The organism is Paenibacillus sp. EB106-06-01-XG199 (genome assembly GCF_058791575.1).
Window position 1 is genome coordinate 197225 of sequence record NZ_JBYTDQ010000005.1, and the last position, 21455, is coordinate 218679.

The 21455-nt window shown below is 50.5% G+C and carries 22 protein-coding genes; 13 read left to right on the forward strand and 9 right to left on the reverse strand.

Annotated elements, in window-relative coordinates; all coding sequences use genetic code 11:
- Positions 1-107: 107 nt before the first annotated feature.
- Positions 108-1346, reverse strand: a complete 1239-nt coding sequence (ylbJ, locus tag AC3WT9_RS19335) for a sporulation integral membrane protein YlbJ (RefSeq protein WP_341096131.1) — start codon at positions 1344-1346, stop codon at positions 108-110.
- A gap of 423 nt (positions 1347-1769) precedes the next feature.
- Between ylbJ and AC3WT9_RS19340 the strand changes: the two genes are divergently transcribed.
- On the forward strand, positions 1770-2153 hold the full coding sequence (locus AC3WT9_RS19340) for a globin domain-containing protein (RefSeq protein WP_076112530.1): 384 nt from the start codon (positions 1770-1772) through the stop codon (positions 2151-2153).
- Positions 2154-2184: 31 nt separating this feature from the next.
- The gene (locus AC3WT9_RS19345; RefSeq protein ID WP_341379738.1) at positions 2185-2889 is read left to right on the forward strand and encodes a DUF2225 domain-containing protein; all 705 of its coding nucleotides are present in this window, start codon (positions 2185-2187) and stop codon (positions 2887-2889) included.
- 104 nt (positions 2890-2993) lie between these two features.
- On the opposite strand, the gene AC3WT9_RS19350 is transcribed toward AC3WT9_RS19345, so the two are convergent.
- Both AC3WT9_RS19350 and AC3WT9_RS19355 read right to left on the reverse strand, forming a co-directional pair.
- The gene (locus AC3WT9_RS19350) at positions 2994-3224 is read right to left on the reverse strand and encodes a hypothetical protein (protein WP_038596195.1); all 231 of its coding nucleotides are present in this window, start codon (positions 3222-3224) and stop codon (positions 2994-2996) included.
- Positions 3221-3412, reverse strand: coding sequence for a YycC family protein (locus AC3WT9_RS19355; protein ID WP_038596193.1), 192 nt, complete (start codon positions 3410-3412; stop codon positions 3221-3223). Before AC3WT9_RS19355 ends, AC3WT9_RS19350 begins: the two co-directional genes overlap by 4 nt.
- Positions 3413-3621: 209 nt before the next feature.
- Here AC3WT9_RS19355 and AC3WT9_RS19360 point away from each other — a divergent pair, with 209 nt between their 5' ends.
- Positions 3622-5412 carry a M3 family oligoendopeptidase gene (locus AC3WT9_RS19360; protein WP_341379736.1) on the forward strand — a complete coding sequence of 597 codons (1791 nt, stop codon included), beginning with the start codon at positions 3622-3624 and terminating at the stop codon, positions 5410-5412.
- A 415-nt stretch (positions 5413-5827) separates the two neighbouring features.
- Entirely contained in the window at positions 5828-6235 is a 408-nt protein-coding gene (locus AC3WT9_RS19365) for an O-methyltransferase (protein ID WP_341096120.1), read from the forward strand.
- Between the two features lie 124 nt (positions 6236-6359).
- Here AC3WT9_RS19365 and AC3WT9_RS19370 read toward each other — a convergent pair whose 3' ends face one another.
- Positions 6360-6593 (reverse strand): alpha/beta-type small acid-soluble spore protein, encoded by a 234-nt coding sequence (locus AC3WT9_RS19370; protein WP_038596187.1) that lies wholly within the window; start codon positions 6591-6593, stop codon positions 6360-6362.
- A gap of 107 nt (positions 6594-6700) precedes the next feature.
- On the reverse strand, positions 6701-7669 hold the full coding sequence (locus tag AC3WT9_RS19375; RefSeq protein WP_341096119.1) for an aldose 1-epimerase: 969 nt from the start codon (positions 7667-7669) through the stop codon (positions 6701-6703).
- 433 nt (positions 7670-8102) lie between these two features.
- Here AC3WT9_RS19375 and trpS point away from each other — a divergent pair, with 433 nt between their 5' ends.
- On the forward strand, positions 8103-9092 hold the full coding sequence (gene trpS / locus AC3WT9_RS19380; RefSeq protein WP_341096117.1) for a tryptophan--tRNA ligase: 990 nt from the start codon (positions 8103-8105) through the stop codon (positions 9090-9092).
- On the opposite strand, the gene AC3WT9_RS19385 is transcribed toward trpS, so the two are convergent.
- Both AC3WT9_RS19385 and AC3WT9_RS19390 read right to left on the reverse strand, forming a co-directional pair.
- Positions 9089-9277 carry a hypothetical protein gene (locus tag AC3WT9_RS19385; RefSeq protein WP_341096116.1) on the reverse strand — a complete coding sequence of 63 codons (189 nt, stop codon included), beginning with the start codon at positions 9275-9277 and terminating at the stop codon, positions 9089-9091. The two genes, trpS and AC3WT9_RS19385, sit on opposite strands and share 4 nt — an antisense overlap.
- 242 nt (positions 9278-9519) lie before the next feature.
- A complete protein-coding gene (locus tag AC3WT9_RS19390; protein WP_341096114.1) occupies positions 9520-10524 on the reverse strand; it encodes a metal-dependent hydrolase in 1005 nt (334 codons plus the stop codon).
- A gap of 258 nt (positions 10525-10782) precedes the next feature.
- Between AC3WT9_RS19390 and cyoE the strand changes: the two genes are divergently transcribed.
- A complete protein-coding gene (gene cyoE, locus AC3WT9_RS19395) occupies positions 10783-11715 on the forward strand; it encodes a heme o synthase (protein WP_341379735.1) in 933 nt (310 codons plus the stop codon).
- Positions 11716-11733: 18 nt separating this feature from the next.
- Positions 11734-12351 (forward strand): SCO family protein, encoded by a 618-nt coding sequence (locus tag AC3WT9_RS19400; protein ID WP_341096113.1) that lies wholly within the window; start codon positions 11734-11736, stop codon positions 12349-12351.
- Between the two features lie 77 nt (positions 12352-12428).
- Here the strand turns inward: AC3WT9_RS19400 and AC3WT9_RS19405 are convergent, their stop codons facing one another.
- Both AC3WT9_RS19405 and AC3WT9_RS19410 read right to left on the reverse strand, forming a co-directional pair.
- A complete protein-coding gene (locus AC3WT9_RS19405) occupies positions 12429-12791 on the reverse strand; it encodes a DNA primase (protein WP_341096111.1) in 363 nt (120 codons plus the stop codon).
- A gap of 289 nt (positions 12792-13080) precedes the next feature.
- On the reverse strand, positions 13081-14253 hold the full coding sequence (locus AC3WT9_RS19410; protein WP_341096110.1) for an MFS transporter: 1173 nt from the start codon (positions 14251-14253) through the stop codon (positions 13081-13083).
- Positions 14254-14495: 242 nt separating this feature from the next.
- Between AC3WT9_RS19410 and AC3WT9_RS19415 the strand changes: the two genes are divergently transcribed.
- The 6 genes from AC3WT9_RS19415 (at position 14496) to AC3WT9_RS19440 (ending at position 21435) form a co-directional block, all read left to right on the forward strand.
- On the forward strand, positions 14496-14942 hold the full coding sequence (locus tag AC3WT9_RS19415; protein WP_341096108.1) for a hypothetical protein: 447 nt from the start codon (positions 14496-14498) through the stop codon (positions 14940-14942).
- Between the two features lie 36 nt (positions 14943-14978).
- Positions 14979-16124, forward strand: coding sequence for a transglutaminase domain-containing protein (locus AC3WT9_RS19420; RefSeq protein WP_341096106.1), 1146 nt, complete (start codon positions 14979-14981; stop codon positions 16122-16124).
- 224 nt (positions 16125-16348) lie between these two features.
- Positions 16349-18460, forward strand: coding sequence for a peptidoglycan D,D-transpeptidase FtsI family protein (locus AC3WT9_RS19425; protein ID WP_341096105.1), 2112 nt, complete (start codon positions 16349-16351; stop codon positions 18458-18460).
- A 73-nt stretch (positions 18461-18533) separates the two neighbouring features.
- Positions 18534-19271: a Cof-type HAD-IIB family hydrolase gene (locus tag AC3WT9_RS19430; RefSeq protein ID WP_340896700.1), complete on the forward strand. Its 738-nt coding sequence runs from the start codon at positions 18534-18536 to the stop codon at positions 19269-19271.
- A 34-nt stretch (positions 19272-19305) separates the two neighbouring features.
- The gene (locus tag AC3WT9_RS19435) at positions 19306-19788 is read left to right on the forward strand and encodes a DUF456 domain-containing protein (RefSeq protein ID WP_341379734.1); all 483 of its coding nucleotides are present in this window, start codon (positions 19306-19308) and stop codon (positions 19786-19788) included.
- A 21-nt stretch (positions 19789-19809) separates the two neighbouring features.
- Entirely contained in the window at positions 19810-21435 is a 1626-nt protein-coding gene (locus AC3WT9_RS19440) for a putative polysaccharide biosynthesis protein (protein ID WP_341096101.1), read from the forward strand.
- The last annotated feature ends 20 nt before the right edge of the window (positions 21436-21455 follow it).

A 21455-nucleotide genomic window follows, 5' to 3' on the forward strand; every position in this document is an offset into this window, starting at 1 on the left:
TATGATTCAGTCATACACCGATCATAATCAATCTTGACCCGGAACACAATATTAGAGCGATGAAAAGACTGTCCTTCTTGCGTATATTGTTCAGTATCCTTTCAGGATTAATGCCGCCGCCATGTGCGTGCTGCTATGCCGGATAACATTATAAGCAGCGACAGCAGCAAAGCCCCACCCAGCAGCAGGCCAAGCAGGCTTAGACTGGAAACGAAAGCAGAGGCGGGAGAAGCAAGCCCGGAAGCGGCAGGCAGTGCATTCCAATGCTCTGACAACCCTGAGCTTATAACAGGCTTCCAGAGCAGCAGCAGCAAGCCCGCTGACAGAAAGGCGTGGACCAGTCTGGCAAGCATGAAGGGGAGATAACGCAGTCCTGTGCCATTCAGGATGCTTGCGACCTGGGCATGTACGGATAATCCGCCCCAGGAGAGAATAAAAGCAGCTGCAGCTGCTTTGAAATGCAGCGGAATTGAAGCCGTCGCCTCACCGGCGGAACGGGCACCCAGGGTAACCTCGAACAGGCCGCTGACCAGAGCCGCCGACAATTCAGGCGGGAATCCTGCCAGAGAGAGGATACGGTCGGTCAGTCCAAACAGTGTCGACATGATTCCGGCTCGGGCCAGCAGCTCCATCAGCACGGTGAAGAATACAACCAGCCCTCCTACGACAATAATAAGCAGCAGCGAGGATTGCACAGCACCCATAAGCAGCTCGCCGAAGCTCCGCCCGTCCCTGTGCCGGGCTTCGGCCATGGAGCTCAGTGCCATGCGCAGCCGCCCGGAGTTTTGTCCACTAGGGGGAGTCTGATTTTTAGCGGATAATGTATGCTCTTTCCGTCCATGGAAGGACATCAGCAGGCCTACGATCAAGCCCCCTCCGTAATGGGCAAGCGCCAGGACTAGTCCTAAAGAAGCATCATGAAAAAAACCGACCGATACGGCACCCAGCAGAAAAATAGGATCGGAGGAGGTGGTGAACGCAACGAGGCGCTCCCCTTCTACCCGGTTGACCAGGCCCTGTTCCCGCAGCTTTGCGGTTAATTTGGCACCAACTGGATATCCTGATACATATCCCATGGCCGCCACAAATCCGCCGCTGCCGGGAATATTGAACAGCGGCCGCATCAAAGGGTCCAGCAGCGCCCCGAAGAGATGAACTATGCCGAGGCCGAGCATGATTTCGGAAATGACAAAGAACGGAAACAACGAGGGGAACAGCACGTCCCACCAGATGGCCAGCCCGCGCAGCGCTGCAGCCAGAGCGCTTGCCGGATGAACCAGCATCAGCAGCATGCAGCCGGCAAAGATGAGGCCTAGCAGGGGGCCGGTAATCTTCTTCAAGATCATAGTCAACGCCTCCAAGCTCTATGGTTAGATGTATGCCAAAAGAAGGACAAACAGCACAAAAAAAATGCAGAAAGCGGTTACAAGACGCGATGCATTTTTGCTTGAATTATGATATTATTAAATTAATCAATGCACACCTTTTTTAGAGTAATAATTAGGGATGGAGTGATGGTGATGAGCGTAGTTGCCGGAGTTCTCGTTTGTGCTTTTGTATATGTTATCCGGATCTCTCTCGTCCCTCCTGGTGATGAGGAATTTCGGACCTATTAAATATGATGTGACGCTAAACACCGGGTTTAGCGTCTTTTTTTTGCGTTCTACAGGATGAGATAAGCCTAAAGTCATTGTTTAACGGTGCAATGCTTTTTTTGGTATAATAAAAAAGACGCTTCAATTAAAATGAAAGAAAGCTGGTAACCTCCAATGAATCCAAATGACAGCTTATTCGACAATCTGGGGGGCGCAGAGGGGCTTCACCGTCTGGTTGAAGTATTCTATGCAAAGGTGCAGCTTCATCCGCAGCTGAGCCCGTTATTCCCTGCTGATATTACTCCTGTCCTGGAGAAGCAATATCAATTCCTCAGTCAGTTTTTCGGCGGACCGGCGCTCTATTCCGAGCTCCATGGCCATCCGATGATGAGAGCAAGGCATATGCATATTCCTATCACGCCGGCACATGCCGAGCAGTGGCTGGGGTGTATGAAGGAAGCACTGGAGGATACCGGTGTTCAGGAACCGCTGCGTTCATTTGTGCTCAGTCGGCTTGCAGGACCTGCACACCATTTTGTTAACATGCCCCAGGAGTAAGGAGCAGTTGATCGCGAAAGGATGAGGGCATTTGCCAGAATTAATACCTTTGTACTCGATTAAAGTTATGTGCTGCAACTGTGAACAGGAGTTCTCAACCTCACGGGTACGCCCGAGCCTCAAAAGAGCAATACGCCGGGATGCGGATTTCTGCTCCTATTACAAGGAGGAAAATCCGGATTATTATGTTGTGCGTGTCTGTCCGAAATGCGGTTTTGCCTCTACGGAGAACTCTGCCGACAAGCTGGTCGACTGGCAGCGCAAAGCTTTTAATGAGCAGGTGGGGACCCGTTGGAAGACCCGGGATTTCGGGGAGAAACGCAGCTGGGAGCTCGCACTTGAATCGTACAAGCTTGCACTGATTTGCGCTCAAAGCATCAAGGATAAAGACCGGATTATCGCTAGCCTCCTGCATCATATTGCCTGGATGTACCGCTACCAGGGGGATTCTGCACAGGAGCAGCGCTTTTTGCGTTATTCGCTGGATGAATATGTAAAGGTGTTTGAGAATGACGGGATGGGTGGAAATGACGCCCGGCTGATGTATCTGATCGGTGAGCTGAACCGCCGTATCGGGGAGTTCCATAGTGCGGTGAAATGGTTCTCACGTCTGATCAACGACCAGAGAATCACCGATGCCGCGATGATCCGGGCTGCGCGCGAGCAGTGGGCCCTGCTGCGCGAACAAATGCGTGGAGAAGATATTGACCCGGACACATTGTCTACGGGAATCTGATGCTTTTCCGCAGCTCCATGAACGGCAAAAAGCGCAAAAGCGACAAACTCGCTTTTTGCGCTATGCAGGTGTGCCTGATTGAGGGAATGCGAGACCATAGGCGGTCAGCGGACCGCACGGTCAAACAGCAGATAGTCCCCATCGTTGTCGATGACTGTCGGGCTAGTGCTGCAGCATGGAAAGACAAGCAGTTTCTTTTTGCCGTCGCGCACGATTTGCAGTTCCTTCGGTTTCATGGGGAGAAGCACATTCTCCGAGTTGCAGAACGGGCAGTACTGCACGTACAGATCTCCAAGAATAATGTCATAAGGCCAGGTATGGCTGAAAGGGATCATTGCTCTTCCTTCTCAGCTGGCGGCGTCTCTGCAGCCTTACCATCGGTCTCAGCGCTTTGCTGCTTCGATAATTCAGCGATCTTTTGCAGCAGGATATGTTGAGGCATATGCATCAAGTGTTCCAGGGGAACGCCGAGCTGTTTGGATAAAGTTATAGCCGTTTCCGGTGAAATTTGCAGTGGCTTCATGTTGATGCCCTCCTAAAGGTTTAATGAGCATAGCTGCTTAGAGTCATTTCGTACAAAGCTGCCTCAGAAGCATATGGCGGTACCCATTAGAATAAATATGACTATTTGGCCTCGAAAGCAGAGGATTGGGGTTATCGTAATTCACTTTACCATGGCTTCAGGCCAAATACAAAGAAAACCAATTCAGAGCAAAGGAATGGTGGGAAGACATGAAACAACCATTATCACTGACATGGGAGCTGGAGTCTATTTTTCCGGGCGGTTCATCCTCTCCCAAGTTTGAAGAATTCTTGAAGCAGCTTGAAGCGGATATTGAGACCTTGCGGCAGCAGGTTGCCGCTTCCGTCTCCCCGGCTGATTCCGAATCCACCAAATCCCTGGATGCTGTGATCGAATTGCTGCAGAGCTGTTCCGGACGTCTGATCCAGGCGTCGGAATTTGCCGGCTGTCTGGGTGCCCAGAATCAGCAGGACAAGGGTGCTGTCCGGTTATCCTCCAAAGTGACCGGTTTGCGCGCCGGATTCGAAGGCATCAGTTCGCAATTTGACAATGTGCTGCGTCAAACGTCGGATGCGGTATGGACGGAGTGGATGGCCCGGCCGGAAATTGCTCCGCTTGCTTTCGTACTAAGCGAAAGCCGCGACTTAGCCCGCGAGAAGATGAGCCCGGAGCTGGAAAGTCTGGCGCTTGAGCTCGCCGTTGACGGATACCATGGTTGGAGCGAGCATTACGAAACGATTGTCGGCTCCATTCAAATCCCGTATGAGGATGAGGAAGGAACCAAACAGTTGTCTGCCGGGCAGGCCTTCAATAAGCTGGATGATGAAGATCCGAAAGTACGGAAGGCCATGTTCCGCAAATGGGAGGAAGCCTGGGGCGGAGCCGCGGATTATTGCGCGGATACCCTGAATCATCTGGCAGGATTCCGGCTGAAGTTGTACAAAGGCCGGGGCTGGGAAGATGTGCTGAAGGAGCCGCTTGGCATCAACCGCATGTCACACACAACATTGGACGTGATGTGGGACGTCATTACCAAGAGCAAACCGGCGCTTGTCTCCTACCTCCAGCGCAAAGCCAAACTGCTGGGTATGGATGCACTGGCTTGGGTGGATGTAGAAGCGCCTGTCGGCAAATCCTCCGGCAAAATCCCTTATGATCAGGCAGCAAAAGACATTGTTACGCAATTCCGCAAATTTAGTCCGAAGCTGGCGGATTTTGCTGAGCATGCCTTCGACAATAACTGGATCGAGGTCGAAGACCGTCCGGCCAAACGTCCCGGCGGATTCTGCGTCTCCTTCCCGGAGAGCAAGGAATCCCGCATATTTATGACATACAGCGGCACGCCTTCCAATGTGTCGACATTGGCGCATGAGCTTGGACACGCCTATCACTCTTTCCTGCTGGATGACCAGCCGCTGTTCAACCAGAATTACGCGATGAATGTAGCAGAGACCGCCTCTACCTTCGCAGAAGTCATTGTATCTGATGCACAGGTGAAGGCAGCTGCTGATCCGGAGGAGAAGCTGGCGTTGCTTGAGGCGAAAATACAGAACAGCGTAGCCTTTTTTATGAACATCCACGCCCGATTCTTGTTCGAAACCCGCTTTTACGAAAAACGCAAGGAGGGTCTTGTGAATGCGGAAGAGCTGTCGGCACTGATGGAGGAAGCTCAGAAAGAAGCCTTCTGCGGTGTGTTGTCAGAGTATCACCCGCATTTCTGGGCCTCTAAGTTGCATTTCTACATTACGGATGTGCCGTTCTACAACTTCCCTTACACCGTAGGATATATGTTCAGCACGGGATTGTACCGGCTTGCGCTGGAGCAAGGGGCTTCATTCGCTGACAAATATGATAATTTGCTGCGGGATACAGGAGTAATGACACTGGAGGATCTGGTCTCCAAACATCTTGGGGTAGATCTTGCAGAGCCGGATTTCTGGCAGGGAGCCGTAGATCTGATTGTAGCGGATATCAACGAATTTCTTGCAATGACAAACTAATCGACCGAGAATATGACAGAACTAAGACGAGAATTTTTTGTCGAATGGAAATCGATCCGCTCAGAATTGGTGTGAATACGCAAAAGCCCCTTGATCGGGGCTTTTTTTTGCGCTGTGTAGTGTCGAAAGCGATCGGTTTATAGTGGAATTTATTGGATTTTTAATAAAGTTTGCGCACATATAGGGATTTTAACCCAATTATGTTGAATAATGTTGTACCTTGTAAAGTACTGCCCTATAATGAGCCTAAAGCCTTATATAAGGCCTGCTAGGAAAGAAATACGAAGGCAGTTTGTACGAAGAATAATCAAGAAGCAGTGCTCTCACAAAACGAAGCGGAAGCTTACGAAGCAAGTTTTGTACGAAGAATAGAACTTCAAGAAGCAATGCTCACAAAACTTTTAGGAGGTACAATATGCTCAGGACAGAAGAGCTATCGCTGGCAAGACAGATGGATTTGGTATTCAAGGAACTGCAAGAGGAATTGTCTGGACTGTCTTCCGGCACGGTTTTTGTGCAAATCAGAAATAATGTCATCGGTAAGTTTGGGATCCGCCATAATCCGCTGTCTGGACGAAGTGGTGTATTTAAGGAAGAGCAGGAGGGGTTGAACTCAGGCCAGTTGTCCTCCTTCCGGCTTATGGCGCTGGAGAGTCTGAAATACAAACGTCGCTGGACGCATGGTGAGATCAGCTATGAGTTCGCCATCCGCCAGGGGATGGTGGTTGTAGATGCGATCCTGGAGTCCAATTACAATATGGCCAACCTGATGATCCGCTATCCCCGTAATTCTGCTGACAATTCTGATCAAAATTACGGCTGAAATTATACATAGCGACACAAGCTAAAAGCCCGCCTGCGCTTCGACGAGAAGCGCAGACGGGCTGAGAAGCTACTCCGTTTCAGGCGTTAAGCCCTACCGGATAAATCACTTAATGATAAGGCGATTACGAACGACCGGACAGTTGTTGCTCTGCCAGTTGTACCAGACGTTTGGTGATGTATCCTCCCAAAGAACCGGTTTCGCGGGAAGTGTAGTTACCATAATAACCGTCTTGAGGAATCGTTACTCCAAGCTCTTGTGCTGCTTCATATTTCAACTGCTGCAGCGCTGCATTCGCTTGAGGCACGACCAGGTTATTACTACGGCTGCTACGACCTTGTTGACCTGCTTGACCCATGTGTGTCACCTCCTTCGCCCGTTGTGAAGATAGTATGAGCGCGAGGAGATGAAATCATGCACGATTTCGAAAGGATTTAAGGATGGTAATTATATGAAATTAAGAAGTTAAGGATAGAGTATTTCGAGCATGCTGGAAAGCGCAAGCGTCTGGCCGGGCTGCAAGGTAATGAGTCCTGTAAAGGAAGGGCACTTTGGAATATTCGGTGCATCCGGCAGCCATGTGTAGGGCTCGATGCACAGAAACTGCTCTGCAGGCCCTTTCGTATATACCACCCAATGACGGAAGTAATCTTTGTCTGCAGTATAGCGAAGCCCATATCCGTCATCGCGGATCAGCAAGGCTTCAGCGGGCTGCTCTTTTCCGATCCTTAGCACAGTATCCAAATTAGTACCTTGAAGATTCATACCTTGGTTCAAGGCTTCCAAATCACCAAGTGGCAGCAGGCTGCCGCTGGGCAGGAGCTCGTTATTCAGTTCATAAATGCTTTCTACGGGCAAATTCAGTTTCCAGCGGCCGGGCTCACCGTCAATCATGAACCATGTGTGATAGCCAATCCCGAATGGAATGACTGTGTCTCCTAAGTGAGTGACCTTGAGTGTTTGCTGAACGCGGGCATCCTGAAGCCGGAACGTCATTTCGAATCTCAGAGGAACAGGAAATTGTCTCATCCAGTTAGCGTCGTCGCCGGTATTGAATTCCGTCGTCACCGCACAGCCTTCTTCGTCCTCTTCAATATCGCTGACACACCAGCTCTGCGTCCGGTGCAGTCCATGAATATGATTGTCTCCGGCCGTATTCTGATCAAACTGGTAGCTTGTGCCCTCAAACTGAAATTGACCCTTGCGGATTCGTCCGGGCGGAACTAAGAGCGGAATACCGAAATGGTAAGGCTTCTGCAGGTAAAAAGATATGTCGCTTTCATCAGGCCGGCGCAGGATTTCCCGATTCTCCTTACGGTCCCACAAGGAGATAATGTTGTTTCCCAGTCGCGGCAAAAGCGTGAGTTCAAGTTCGCAGCTATGCAAAATATAGGTATCATAGCCGCCCCACTGCCCTTTGGTCACCTGTTTCATGAGAGATATGCTCCTTTAACTTAATCTGAAAGAATGCGAATAACCTTATCATAACAGATTTATATTTTTGTGGTTAACGGATTTGACATCTTCTCAGTATCGCTCTATGATGAATGCATTAATGAACGATGACAATGCGATGACAGGGACAAGTAGGCGGGAACTGCACCTTCAGAAAGCCGGTGGCTGATGTGAACCGGCGGGACACTTCCGTATGAATGGACCCTTGAGCGCCGCGCTTGAACGGGCTGGAGAGCCTCAGTAGACCGGCCGGCACTTCCCCGTTACCGGAAGCAAAGGCTGTTTGCTGATGTCCTCTATGGACTCCTCAAGCAGCGAATAAGGGTGGTACCACGGTCTCACGTCCCTTGCGGATGTGGGGCCTTTTTGTGTTCTTCGAAAGTGGAAATTACATTTTATGGAGGGTAATTCGATGGCTAAAAAAGTATTGTCGGGCATTCAGCCCAGTGGTTCACTGACACTCGGGAACTATATCGGAGCAATCAAAAATTTCGTAAAACTGCAAAAAGAGTATGAATGCTTTTTCATGGTAGTGGATCTCCATGCCATTACTGTTACTCAGGAGCCTGCCGCACTGCGGGAAAACTCAGAATCGGTAGCGGCACTTTATCTTGCTGCAGGCATTGATCCGGCAATCTCAAATGTCTATATGCAGTCCCATGTACCACAGCATGCCGAGCTGGGCTGGATCATGACTACGCTGACTGCAATGGGTGAGCTGGAGCGGATGACCCAGTTCAAGGACAAGTCTTCCGGGAAGGATTCTGTGGGCTCAGGCCTGTTCGTTTATCCATCGCTGATGGCTGCCGATATCCTCATTTACAATGCCGATCTCGTACCGGTTGGCGAGGATCAGAAGCAGCATCTGGAATTGACTAGAGATCTGGCCGGACGTTTCAATCACCGGTTTGGGGAATTCTTCACGGTTCCGGAGCCGTATATTCCTGAAGTAGGCGCACGCATTATGTCGCTGGACGACGCCAGCAAAAAAATGAGCAAAAGCAATCCAAACGCGGGCAGCTATATCGCACTGCTTGATCCGCCGGATGTAATCCGCAAAAAAATCAGCCGTGCTACGACCGACTCCGGCCGTGAAGTGGTGTATGATCCCGCTAACAAGCCTGAGATAAGCAATTTGATGAGCATTTATGCCGAGTGCTCGGGAATGAGCCTGCAGCAGATTGCCGACCGTTATGAAGGCCAAATGTATGGAGGTTTCAAAAAGGATCTTGGTGAAGTGCTGGTGGCTACGCTAGAGCCGCTTCAACAGAAATATTATGAAATACGCAGCTCCGGCACGCTTGGTGATATTCTTGCCGAAGGCGCGGAACGCGCCCGCATCGTGGCGGCGCAGAACCTTGCCGGTGTTAAGGAACGGATGGGCTTCCTCCCGCTACGTTAAGAGGCCTGCCTTGTCTCCGCTTTGCGTCTCAGTCTGGCTTTGAGAATAAACCCCCAGCCGATGTTCAGGACACAGAGAACGCCAAGCAGGAGCGCCAGCCAAATGTTAAAGCTGATGGAGATAGAAGCAGCTGTTAGCATTAGAATCGAAGAACATGCGAACCAAAGCGACAGACCTTTACCCATAATTGCCAGCCTTCCTTTCTAATGGTAGTAAGTGAATGATCCCGCAGCGCTTATGTGCTGCGGAGTTTTTTTATAATATAAGGAACTATATAATATACAGTAATAAATGATGCTTAAAAACATCTAAAATTCATTGAAAACGCTTTATGGTGATTGTGCCTTATGTTGCGGCAGGCGTCAAGAGCGGTAATTCATGGCAGAGCAAAGAAGGCGTCCGGAAACCGGACGCCTTCTGCTATTGACTACAGCTTTACGGAGCCCGGATCAATGGCGAACCGTTCATCCAGTTTCTCGCTGCTGAGCCAGCCTACATAAGTGTTGAGCGGATGATATTGGTTATCCATTACAAGCACCGCTACGAAAGGGAATTGCTTGCGGTGTAAATAACGCACATCGCCCCAGCGTACAATATAACCGGAGGGCAATTCCTCGACCTCGGCTACAGCATAAGAGGTGAAATAAAGAAATGCCTGAATGTCCGGATGGGATTTGGAATGTTCTACAGCGGGGTGGGTGGAGCACACCGCATGTTTGAACCATTCCAGCCGCCCGCCGCTCAGCAATCCGACGTTATAGCTGCCGTCCGGTTTGGCTTTGACCACATTCCAGCGCGATGGCGAGATCGTGGGGATGACATAATAATGGTCGCCGGTATTATGATGCATATCTTTGTTCTTGATATTGCGCGTAATCCGGGCATGCACGAGGGTCCGCCAAATATAATAAATCACGATACTGGCATACAGGGTGATAAATAAAGGTGCCGGTGGAATCATCCCGCTGATCCAGAGAATAATTGCCGCGGCATGGCTGCCGAATATAAACGGATCAAAGATGTGGATAATGTTCCAGGCAATCCATTTCTCTGTGAAGGGACGCGCGGCCTGTGTCCCATACGTGTTGAACAAATCGGAGAATACATGAACGGCTACGCCGATGAAGCTCCACAGAGCAATATGGCTAAGAGAATGTACATCGGTAAATCCGAATAGCGGTCCGATCACCAGTGTGATCAAAGCCGGCCACAGCAGCAGGAATGGCAGGGAATGGGTGATTCCCCGGTGATTGCGGATATAAAGCGCATTGTCCTTGAGACGCAACGCAGTATCGGCATCCGGTGCTTGCGAGGCCAGTACAGTGGCTACCATGACAGCCCCGGCCAGTGTTCCATGGGAGGCGACGGCGGGATCAACGAAGGAAAGGCCGGCCAGTCCCAGGCCCATAACAAAATGTGTAGCAGTATCCATTGGTCAGATCTCCTTTGTACGGAAGTTCTCTATTAATAACTACCCAATTTTGCGTCCAGTTATTTAGGGAGGAGGAAATAAATAATTTCACGTAATTGTCAAATTGATGAACATCTTGGTCAATGATTGTCAAAGTCTTTCCCTGTTTGATATGATAAAGTTAACAGCGGAGTGGTAAAAATTCTTAATTAAGAACGGAAAAATGGTTCTTGACTCCGGCGGAACGTTAGAAGTCCCTTAGAAGGAGGAACACCAAACGTGGACAATCAATTGAGATATCAAGCTTCTTCTGATTCCGCAGCCATGTCTGCCAAATCACCCAAGGAAGGTGCAAGTTGGCGTGACTTTATTACAGTGACGAAACCCGGTATTATCCGCTCCAATCTTATCGCTGCTTTTGCAGGATACTGGGTGGCTTCGGGCTGGGACGTGCAATACGGCCGATTAATTCTGACCTTGCTCGGTACTATGCTAGTCATGGCTTCGGCCTGTGTATTTAATAATTATTTTGACCGCGACCTGGATATGAAGATGGAACGAACACGTGAACGCGGACTGCCTACGGGCCGACTTAAACCGAATACGGTTCTGCTCTATGCCATCGGGCTTGGCATTGCCGGTCTTGCTGTGCTGTTTGCATTCTCCGGTGTGCTCAGCGGGCTGTTCGGCATACTCGGCATGTTCGTTTACGTAGTAGTTTACACCCTTTGGCTGAAAAGAACATCTACTTGGAGTACTTCTGTAGGTGCAATCTCCGGAGCCATGCCTCCGGTTATCGGATATGTTGCAGTTACAGGTAATGTGGATCTCGGTGCCTGGCTGCTGTTCGCAATGCTGTTTCTTTGGCAGCCGCCCCATTTCTGGGCTCTGGGCATCCGCCGGAAAGAAGAGTACAGAGCTGCGGGATTTCCGCTGCTTCCAGTCGTTAAGGGAACACGCCGCACCAAGTTCCAGATGATTCCCTATGTGGCATTGCTGCTGCCGATTCCGGTTCTGATGTACGTTTATGATTATGCAGGGATATTCTACCTTGTTATTTCTGCCACGTTGTCCGTGGCCTGGCTGTACTTGACATTGACGGGCTTCAAAGCAAAGGATGACGATGCCTGGGCGAAGAAGAACTTCTTCTTCTCCATTAATTACCTGACCGTCAGTCTGATTGTGCTTGTGCTGAATACGACTCACGTTTAAGAGGGGGAGAGTACACCTGTGCATACCTTGAAACGTTACAAATGGACCTGGCTGCTGTTGGCTCTGGCTTTGGGTATGGCCCTTTACTTAGTGATTCAATCCTTGGATTTAGGGGAAAAGCAGCTGCCGGTCATCGGGGAGGTACAGGACTTCTCTCTTGAAAATGTGGATGGCAAGCAAGTAACACTTGCGGACACGCAGGGGAAAGCACGGTTGGTTTATTTCTTCTTTACGGAATGTCCGGATGTATGTCCCATCACTACCTATATGCTGTCACAGACCCAGGATTTGCTGGTTAAGGACGGCAGCTTCGGCAAGGATGTGGAATTTGTCTCCATCTCATTTGATCCCAAGAATGATACACGCGAGGCCATCAAGACGTTCGCAGACCGGTTCCACGCCGATTATAATGGTTGGTATTTTCTGCGCGGAGATCAGGAGCAGGTGCGGCAATTGGCTGCCGATTCGTTTAAAGTGCTTATTTATGGAAATGACAAGGATAACTTTGCCCACGCTAATCTTATAGGTCTTGTAGACCCGGAGAACCGGTTGCGCGGACTATATGATGCGGGAGATACAGAAAATGTGACACCTGAATTCCTTGCCGATGCTTTGAAGAAGCTGGCACCCAATTAAAATGCAATGAACTTAAAAACGCCTTACTTCATCCTCCGGTTACATGCGAAGGGTGAACAAGGCGTTTTTTTCTGCCGCTATGGTTCCAGAAAAGGGAATGGCTGCGGCTGCGGATAGATGATATATTCCTCCAACCCCGCTTTTTCAAGCTGGGTGAGATTGTATTCATTGGGAGTGCCTTCTACTCCCGCATAGCCTTTCCGGGTATAAATATGGACTGCATCCGGAAAGGCGTCGCGCAGAATTCCGCGGATTTTCTTACCCGAGCTGTCGTTGTCCATATACAGATAAACTTCTCCGTCTCCGATTTTACGCCGCAGCGATTCCAGCTTGAGTGTATTCAACGTACCGAAGGTGCACAGGATGTCGACCTCCGGCGCCAGCAGTCGCCGCAATCTGCTGCGGTCGTTTTTGCCTTCGACAATGATGGTAATGGACATAATTTGCCGCCCCCCCGGATAATAAGTGGTAATAACGGGATTTGTGATCTTAAGCATGTTAATGAACACGGTCATATGCTTATTAAGTATATTACCTAAGCTTCGTCATTTTTAACAAGTTGAGGGACAAAATGCGTTCATTCCCCGGGAAATGTCGTAAAAAGCAACAATCACCCGGCTCAAGGAGAGGCCGGGTGATAGCGGTTTTGACTGGCAGATTTAATTCTGCGGGCTGAATCATTATCTTCAGCAGATAAACGAGGGGAACTGTAGCTCTTTTTTTGCCGGATCAAGCGGCATGGCTGTTCAAGTCCGCACGGTAGGCCGCGCTTTTCCCGGTATCTCTTGGAGGTAACAGCAGAAGTGCGGTCATGAGCAGGACAAATGCAATGAAGTAAGGAGAAACGAAGTCCCTTAGCTGTCCTGCAGCCACCGGTCCGGCAAAAGCGCCGAGAGACATCGCAATGGATTGCAGCGAGAAGGTGCGGCCCAGATGGCCGCCTGCCCCGAGACTGATGAACAGCGAAGCCATCGCCGGAAACAGTACACCTTTCGCTGCTCCCAGCAGGAAGAGGACAACCCCTGCGGGAATGCTGGTGAATGCTGCAAGTGCGAAGAAACACAGCGCCATGCCCAGCAGTGCCACAGCAATTCTTGCAACCGGAGAGAGCCGGTTCAGGAAAAACAGGCTGAGCGTTAAGAGTGCCCCCAGACTGAGAAGCGAAAGCAGAATCCCGGTGGATACGATCCCGTTGCTCCCCTGTGATAAAGGAAGCTCAAAGAACAGTACCCCCTGTGAGCAGGAGACGAAAAAGGGCAGCAGATAATATCGCTTGGTAACGGATGAATGGGGTTTTTCGGATGCAACCTGGTGCTCCTGCAGCGGCTGTGATGGTTTGGCGGCTGCCATACTGCCGGAGAATTTAGGTACACTGAAGAAAGCCATCACGCCAGTGGCGATCAGCAGCCAGCCCAAGGTGGTAAAGGTGCCGGAATATCCGGCCTGGTGGACGATAAAGGCTCCGGCAGCTGGTGATACGACCGAAGCCAGCGTATGGATAATGCCATGGCCGGACATATACTTGCCCTGAGTAATGGGATCTGACGAGAGGGAAGCCAGCAGGGTCATGCAGGCCGGGGACAGAAATGCCAGGGCGAAGCCGCTGGCCGCCCGAAGCAGCAGCAGATGCCAGGGAAGCTGAGCGTGGGCCTGAAGCAGCAGGATGGCGCCTGCAACCGTCAGGCTGAAGACGATATAGCGGCGGCTGCCGTTGCGGTCAACCAGTACCCCGGCCAGAAGGTTGCCGGGAAGATGGGTCAGGGAATACATGCCCATCATCCAGCCGATGAAGGCCGGTCCCGCCCCCAGTGAGATAGCAAAGGGGGTAAGAATGGGATACTGGGCGTGCAGATCAAAGAATGCCAGGAAAAGAAATAAATACAGCCACAGTGCGGTTTTCACGGAATACACCTCCGAAAGGGCCGTTTCTGCGCAGGCGCAGGGTGGCGCTTTTTAATGGGGAATGGTTAAGCCTACTTGTACTTTACGTGAGTCGAGGGGGGCTTATACCATTTTATTGGGGGATTCCACCTGAACGGGCGGGTAATCATGAATTATAAGAGGCATTCATGTATAATAATTAGTATTAATGGGGACTCGCTCCCTGGTATGACGAAATTTTTGATAGGGGTGTTGGGAAATTGATGGATCCAGAAGTATGGTCACAGTTTATTAGAGAGAATTGGCTAGTTATCGTTATTGCGCTTGTGCTGCTGTTTGCCGTTGTTAATCTGGTCAAGACGGTTCTGAAATGGGCGATTGTTATTGTTATCGTTGCGGGTCTGTTCATTTACAGCGGGGTTACAATGGATCAGATTGGAGACGCTGTGAATAAGGTGGCGGATGGAACGGTCAGCACCCTGAAGAGCGAAGCGCAGGAAGTTATGCTGAAAGAAGCGAAAGAAGCAAAATATACTTCCGGCGGTGACGGTACGTTTACGATCACAACGCCCAATCTTGAAGTGAAGGGTGAAGCCGGTGAGGATAAAGTGGAAGTGACTTTCCGCGGAGTCAGTCTTGGAAAGTGGAGTGTTAACGATACTACCAAAACCTTTATTGATGAAGCCCGGAAGAATGGGGCCGGGAATTAAAATACAAGTTGATGCGATGGAAAGGGAGGAGAGGTTATGCTGAACAGCTGGATGGACAGTATTAGTGATGCCAATATCATCACTATCCTCCTTCTGCTGATCGTGCTCTTCTCGCTGCTGCAGGGCTGGAGCCGGGGGTTTGGCCGCTCAGCGGGAAGGCTGTTTGGGCTGCTCGGAACCGGGCTGCTTGCCATAGCTGCATTGGCCCTGGCCATTCCGGCCGCCTTTTACCTTTCGCCCCGTGTACAGGCCTGGGCAGGTGGAATTGAGCTTCCGGGTATCCAATTAAGCCAGTGGCAACAGCTATACTATACGGTGGTGTCTGTTCTGGCGGGTTCACCGCTTGTGCGTTTTTTGCTGCTGCTGCTCTTGTCCTACAGTCTCATCCGCCTGCTGCTGGGCCTGCTGTTTATGCTGCTTCCGATTTCCCTTCCGCGCCTTTCGGGCAGGTCCGGAAACAGGAGGATTACTCAGGTGAGCCGTCTCAGCGGAGCTGTCATCGGTCTGGCTACCGGCCTTGTGCGCTCCCTGTTGCTTGTTTTTGTCTTGTACATCGGTGTGGGCTTGAACCCGGACAGCACGTTCAGCCGTTATGTGGAATCATCCCCGATCTACCGGCAAAGCGCATCTGCGGTCTTCGAACCCCTTACCGGTGAGAATGTACGCAGTAAGTTACCGGTTCTGACCAAGGCGGTTGCCGCCGAGATGACGGATATCCTCCGGCGGAAATACGAAGTGCTCGACCATGAGATTTCACCCGACATTGTGGGTGCTGCCTCCGATATAGCGGGACAAGCCGGGGACGATGAGAAGAAGGCCAGACTGCTCTATGATTGGGTCGGCTCCAGGATCTCTTATGATTATGCCAAAGCCGAGAATTATGAGCAGAACCGGATTTGGAAGGAGCAGTCTCCGCAGGATACCTTTGATACCCGGATCGGTGTATGTATTGATTATGCACGTCTTTATGCAGTGATGGCCCGCTCCCAGGGGCTTCAAGTGCGCGTAGTGACCGGTCAGGGCTACGACGGCCAAGGGGGATCCGGCCCTCATGCCTGGAATGAAGTGTACATCACGGACCGGCAGGCCTGGATTCCACTCGATTCCACCTGGGCAGTCAGCGGGGAGTGGTTTAATCCCAAGGATTTCGATAAAACCCATGTCAAAGAAAGTATGCTCTGAGCAAGGAAGCAGAATGGCTTAAATCTATGATACAATACAGCATGTGAAACGATGTTGAGGAATAATATGATCACTCTCGTGCGCAGTACTGGCCGCACGTGCAATTTTTGATGCCTGTGACTGGAATAGAGACTGGACTCAAGCGCCTGTAAGGAACCTTCCGGCGTTACATGGAGTCAGCACAGGTACAAAGGTTTATTTTAGATGTAGAGGAGTGAAAAACTGTGAGTTTTTTCCGTAAGCAGGCCTCACCCCCAGAGGAAAGCAACAGCAAAAGTTCGCTTGGCCTACGGATCAATGTATTCTTTTTTAGCACATTTGTGATCTTTTGTGTAATCATTGTCCGTCTTGCCGTTTTACAGTTCGTCGAAGGGCCAACTCTGACTGAGGTGGAGACAAGCCGTGATACCAAAAATGTGCCGCTCGCCGCAATAAGAGGGAACATTCGTGCAGCGGGAGGGGAGCCCATTGCTTACTCCACTTCTGTGCAGTCGCTGTATATTACACTTACTAAAGAATACACGGCCAAGGTTACGGATAAGGTGACGGGAGAAACCGTGCTTACGCCGGAGGCGCAGGCCCAATCAGATGCCCTTGCGGCCAAGCTGGTTAAGGACTTTAGCGCCTATGGTGATCCGAATGCTGAGAAGCTGACTGAAAAAGATATTATTGATTCCCTGGATTTGTACTTCCGGAAATATTCGGGTTTTATGGCGCGGCGCATCAAGGCCGGCCTTACTTCGCAGGAAGTGGCCTACTTTATGGAGCACAAGAGCGAATATCCCGGACTTGAGATTGTGGAGGAAAGTAACAGGCATTATGACAAGGAATCTGTAGCCGCACAGACTGTCGGATATATCAAACCCTTTAAGTCGTCCAACAGCTTGAATATTTATAAGAATATTCAGAATGCGATGAAACAGTTGGATGCGGACCCCGGCCTCACTTATAAAGACGATGAATTTGTCGGATTCGATGGCCTGGAACTGCAGTATCAGCGGGAGCTGCGCGGCAAGAACGGATATCAGGTGATCTCGGTGAGTCCGCAGAATATGGCTGAGAAGGTGGAGGCGGTCGTGCCCCCCGTCAAGGGTAACGATGTCTGGATGACGATCAACAAGAACATTCAGCTCAAGACCGAGCAGGCTATTACAGAGCAAATCAGATGGCTGCACTCGAATTCGGTACAAGGCAAGACACACCCGAATGCATTGACCGGCTATGCCGTAGCTATGGAAGTCGATACTGGCAATATTGTTGCGATGGCCAGCATGCCTGATTATGACACCAATGTGTGGACTGCCGAGAAAATGGACACCGAGGTATGGAAGAAAATAATGGGCAACTACCAGAACGGAACCATTACACCGTATTCCTCCGGGATGTCGGGTCATGAGTTCGGCTCCACGGTACTGCTCGGTTCAACCATCAAACCTCTGAGTGTGCTTGTAGGACTGAATGAAGGCCTTTTTACTACTTCGACTATCTATACAGACAGAGGGATTGCCCACTTCGGGAAAAATGACAAATCCTCCGTGCGAAATTCTTCCGGCCACGTGTATGGCTCTATGGACCCGGCCAGAGCGATTGAGAAATCCTCCAATGCGTTCATGGTGGACATGGTCGGCAAGAAATTGTGGGAGAAATATCATAGTGAAGGTATTAATATCTGGGATAAATATATGAAGGAATTCGGCCTCGGTGTATCTACAAAAAGCGGACTGCCCAATGAATATCTCGGACAGATCAACTATACCGATACCAAGGCTGCCGGCAGTGCCCAGGCTGCGCTGGTGTATGCTTCCTTCGGACAGCAAGGACGCTATACAGTGCTGCAGCTCGCCCAATACGTAACGACACTGGCGAACGAAGGAGTACGGATCAAGCCTCAGCTGGTGAGCAAAATCACCGATGCCAAGGGCAACGTGGTTAAACAGTTCAACCGCGAGGTACTTGATGAAGTAACAACCTTTGATAAGTCTTTCTGGAACGAAATCAAAAAGGGTATGAACAGTGATGTTACTGCGTTTAACGATTTCCCTTATGACTTTGCCCGCAAAACGGGAACCTCACAGCAGCTGGGTAAAGGGGAATTGCGCGATAACGGGGTATTTATTGCCTATGCTCCGCGCGAGAATCCCAAGCTTGCTGTAGCGGTTGTTATACCGGAGGGCGGGTTCGGCTCCAGTAGTGCCGCTCCGGTTGCACGGAAAATTTTTGACGCGTATGACTATGAATACGGACTGGATGGAGTGCCGAAGAAAAGTCTGAAAACCGACGACAATGCAGAGGGCTCAGACTCGGCAAGCGGAACAGACGGAACGACGAACAACTGACGCGGCCATGCTGCCGGGTCGAGTGACCAAATAATTAGCTCTTAAAATGAGCATACAAATTGGAGGGGTGGCAATGACTGCCAAATACCGCCTGTTAGCACTGGATATGGATGGAACCTTACTGAATGATGAACAAATCATTACCCCCAAAACGGTAGAATGGATTCAAAAGGCAGTTGATGCAGGCGTTCACGTCTGTCTCTCCACAGGCCGCGCTTCCAAAAGCGCCATGCCTTATGCTGAACAGCTTGGACTTAAGACCCCGATGATTATGGTGAATGGTAGTGAAGTATGGCGGGCTCCGTATGAGCTGTACCGCCGCTCGCTGATGGACCCGGTGCTGGTGCAGCAGATGTATGATATTGCCCAGGAATACGATATCTGGTTCTGGGCATATTCGGTGGATGAAGTGTACAACCGGAACAACTGGGATGGGGAGATTCTAAGCAGGGAATGGCTCAAATTCGGTTATTCCACAGAGGATGATGAGATCCGCCATAAGCTGCTGATGCGGCTTCAGGATATGGGCGGTCTCGAAATTACCAATTCATCGCCGCATAATCTGGAGATCAATCCGCTTGGTGTCAACAAGGCATCCGGTATACGCGAGGTTTGCAAGCTGCTGGGTCTCGAGATGTCACAGGTTGTGGCCGTTGGCGATAGCCTGAACGATCTGGCTGCCATCCAGCAGGCCGGATTTGGGGTTGCTATGGGCAACGCCCAGGAGACCGTCAAGCAGGAGGCGGATGCTGTGGTAGCGTCTAATAATGACGATGGGATTGCTGAAGTGATTCAAAAGTATATCCTGTAGTAAATGCTATCAAAACTTTGAAGGAGATGAGCCAATGGCCATTCTGGGTTGGATTCTGATTATTGCTTTATTCGCGGTCGGACTGGCCGGGGCTGTATACCCGATTCTCCCTGGTGCGCTGGCGATTTATCTGGCCTTCTTTGTATACGGGTGGTTCTTCAGCTTCGAACCCTTCGGAGTCTGGTTCTGGTTGTTCCAGACGCTAATTGTAATTATCTTGTTTGTGGCTGATTACGTTGTCGGGGCTTGGGGAGTCAAGAAATTTGGTGGCTCGCGCGCCTCAGTCATCGGCAGCACCATCGGTCTGATTCTGGGGCCGATTCTGACGCCTATCGGACTGATCCTCGGTCCTTTTATTGGGGCGTTCGTGGGTGAACTGATGGCTGGTTCAAATCCCGGCAAAGCAGTCAAGGTTAGCTTCGGTGCATTGCTTGGCCTATTCAGCAGTACGGTAGTCAAAATCATACTGCAAATTGCCATGGTGATCCTTTTCTTTATCTGGATCGTAATAAATTAACAGCGAAGAAGGCGAAACAGTTTGTCCAAGAAAGAATCTTTTGTCAAAGGCACGCTTATTCTGGCTGCGGCTGCGCTCGTGGCCCGGGTGCTCGGGCTTGTCCAGCGGGTGCCGCTGGAGCATTTATTTGATGTTAAGGGGAACGCTTCGTTCACGCAGGCGAACAACGTCTACCTGCTGCTGCTGCCGCTGGCAACAGCCGGAATCCCCAGTACACTAAGCAAAATGGTATCCGAGCGTTACGCCCTGAACCGGCCGCATGAAGCGCAGCAGGTGTACCGGGCCGCACTTATATTTGCCGCTATTGTAGGTGTGCTGATGAGTACAATCTTGTACATAGCTGCTCCTTATTATGCGGAACATACCAAGGTTCCTGAGAGCACCCTGGCCATCCGTGCTATTGCCCCGGCGCTGCTGCTGTTTCCCTGCATCGCGATGATGCGCGGTTATTTCCAGGGACGTAACAATATGATGGCTGGAGGAATCTCGCAAATTGTCGAGCAGATTGCCCGGGTATCCACGGCCGTGCTGCTCGCTTTTATTTTGCTCCGCCAGGGATACAGCAATACATGGATGGCAGCCGGCGCTTCATTCGGCAGCGTGCTCGGCAGTATCGGCGCATTTGGCGTCATGCTTTATTATGCAGTAAAGCTGCGCCGCAGTGAGGAGCAAGTGGCCCTCTATAAAACCAATGAAGCCAAATTGCCGCTGCTGGGCATTTACAAGGATATTTTTAAGCTTTCTATACCCATTGTGTTATCTTCAATTACAGTTCCGGTAGTGAACTTTATCGATACTTCCTTCATTGTGCCACTGCTTAGTGGACAAATCGGCATGGCAGAAGCGACCCAGGCTTTGGCGATCTTTGGCAGCCGGGCGCAGAGTATCGCGGGAATACCTCCTGTGTTGTCCATTGCGCTAAGCACCTCGCTGATTCCGATTATCTCAGCCGCCTACGCCCGGCGCGATGAAGAGCATTTGAAACGCCAGGTGACGCTCGCGATGCGCATTTCGATATTAACGGGAACACCGATTGTACTTGCTCTCGTTGTCTCAGCCTATTCTGTGAACGGACTGATCTTCAGCAGTCTTGATGGCAGCGGGATTGTTGCGATGCTGACGCTTGGAACGATTTTTCAGATTACAATGATGACGACCAACTCCATTCTGCTGGGAATGGGGAAATCACGAATTTCCATGTATTATGTTATGGCAGGTCTTCTCGTGAAATTGGGTTCAAACTTCCTGCTGAGCCGCGCCTTCGGGATATACGGCATTATCGCAGCAACGGCGCTTTGCTTCTTCATTATTACTTATCTAAATCTGCGCATGCTCAAAACGATTGTTCCTTTTGAGATTATGGGTAAACGGTGGGGCGGATTTGCCATTGCGGTCCTCGCTTCCGGCGGAATTGGTTACGGCCTGAACGAAGCTGGAGTTATGCTGACCCATCTGATGCCTGCACGGATTGCTTTCCTGATTACCTGTCTGGTTGTGGGAGCGGCTGTTGTTGTAATTTATCTTGTACTCCTGATTGTGCTGGGTGTGCTGAGCCGCCAGGAGGTTGCCAGTTATCCGCGTGCTTTGCAGAAGCTGCTCAAACCACTGATGAAGCTTCAGCCTGAACGTGTTCGTACTAACGAATAATGCTATGATTAATATCTTAT

Excerpts from the sequence above, each read along its gene's own strand:
- AC3WT9_RS19390 (WP_341096114.1), bottom strand. The coding sequence starts at position 10,524 with ATGGATACTGCTACACATTTTGTTATGGGCCTGGGACTGGCCGGCCTT.
- AC3WT9_RS19435 (WP_341379734.1), top strand. The coding sequence starts at position 19,306 with ATGGCCATTCTGGGTTGGATTCTGATTATTGCTTTATTCGCGGTCGGA.
- AC3WT9_RS19355 (WP_038596193.1), bottom strand. The coding sequence starts at position 3,412 with ATGAAGCCACTGCAAATTTCACCGGAAACGGCTATAACTTTATCCAAA.
- AC3WT9_RS19405 (WP_341096111.1), bottom strand. The coding sequence starts at position 12,791 with ATGTCCATTACCATCATTGTCGAAGGCAAAAACGACCGCAGCAGATTG.
- AC3WT9_RS19340 (WP_076112530.1), top strand. The coding sequence starts at position 1,770 with ATGAATCCAAATGACAGCTTATTCGACAATCTGGGGGGCGCAGAGGGG.
- AC3WT9_RS19350 (WP_038596195.1), bottom strand. The coding sequence starts at position 3,224 with ATGATCCCTTTCAGCCATACCTGGCCTTATGACATTATTCTTGGAGAT.
- AC3WT9_RS19420 (WP_341096106.1), top strand. The coding sequence starts at position 14,979 with ATGCTGAACAGCTGGATGGACAGTATTAGTGATGCCAATATCATCACT.
- AC3WT9_RS19415 (WP_341096108.1), top strand. The coding sequence starts at position 14,496 with ATGGATCCAGAAGTATGGTCACAGTTTATTAGAGAGAATTGGCTAGTT.
- AC3WT9_RS19430 (WP_340896700.1), top strand. The coding sequence starts at position 18,534 with ATGACTGCCAAATACCGCCTGTTAGCACTGGATATGGATGGAACCTTA.
- AC3WT9_RS19375 (WP_341096119.1), bottom strand. The coding sequence starts at position 7,669 with ATGAAACAGGTGACCAAAGGGCAGTGGGGCGGCTATGATACCTATATT.
- AC3WT9_RS19365 (WP_341096120.1), top strand. The coding sequence starts at position 5,828 with ATGCTCAGGACAGAAGAGCTATCGCTGGCAAGACAGATGGATTTGGTA.
- AC3WT9_RS19385 (WP_341096116.1), bottom strand. The coding sequence starts at position 9,277 with ATGGGTAAAGGTCTGTCGCTTTGGTTCGCATGTTCTTCGATTCTAATG.
- AC3WT9_RS19370 (WP_038596187.1), bottom strand. The coding sequence starts at position 6,593 with ATGGGTCAAGCAGGTCAACAAGGTCGTAGCAGCCGTAGTAATAACCTG.
- ylbJ (WP_341096131.1), bottom strand. The coding sequence starts at position 1,346 with ATGATCTTGAAGAAGATTACCGGCCCCCTGCTAGGCCTCATCTTTGCC.
- trpS (WP_341096117.1), top strand. The coding sequence starts at position 8,103 with ATGGCTAAAAAAGTATTGTCGGGCATTCAGCCCAGTGGTTCACTGACA.
- AC3WT9_RS19360 (WP_341379736.1), top strand. The coding sequence starts at position 3,622 with ATGAAACAACCATTATCACTGACATGGGAGCTGGAGTCTATTTTTCCG.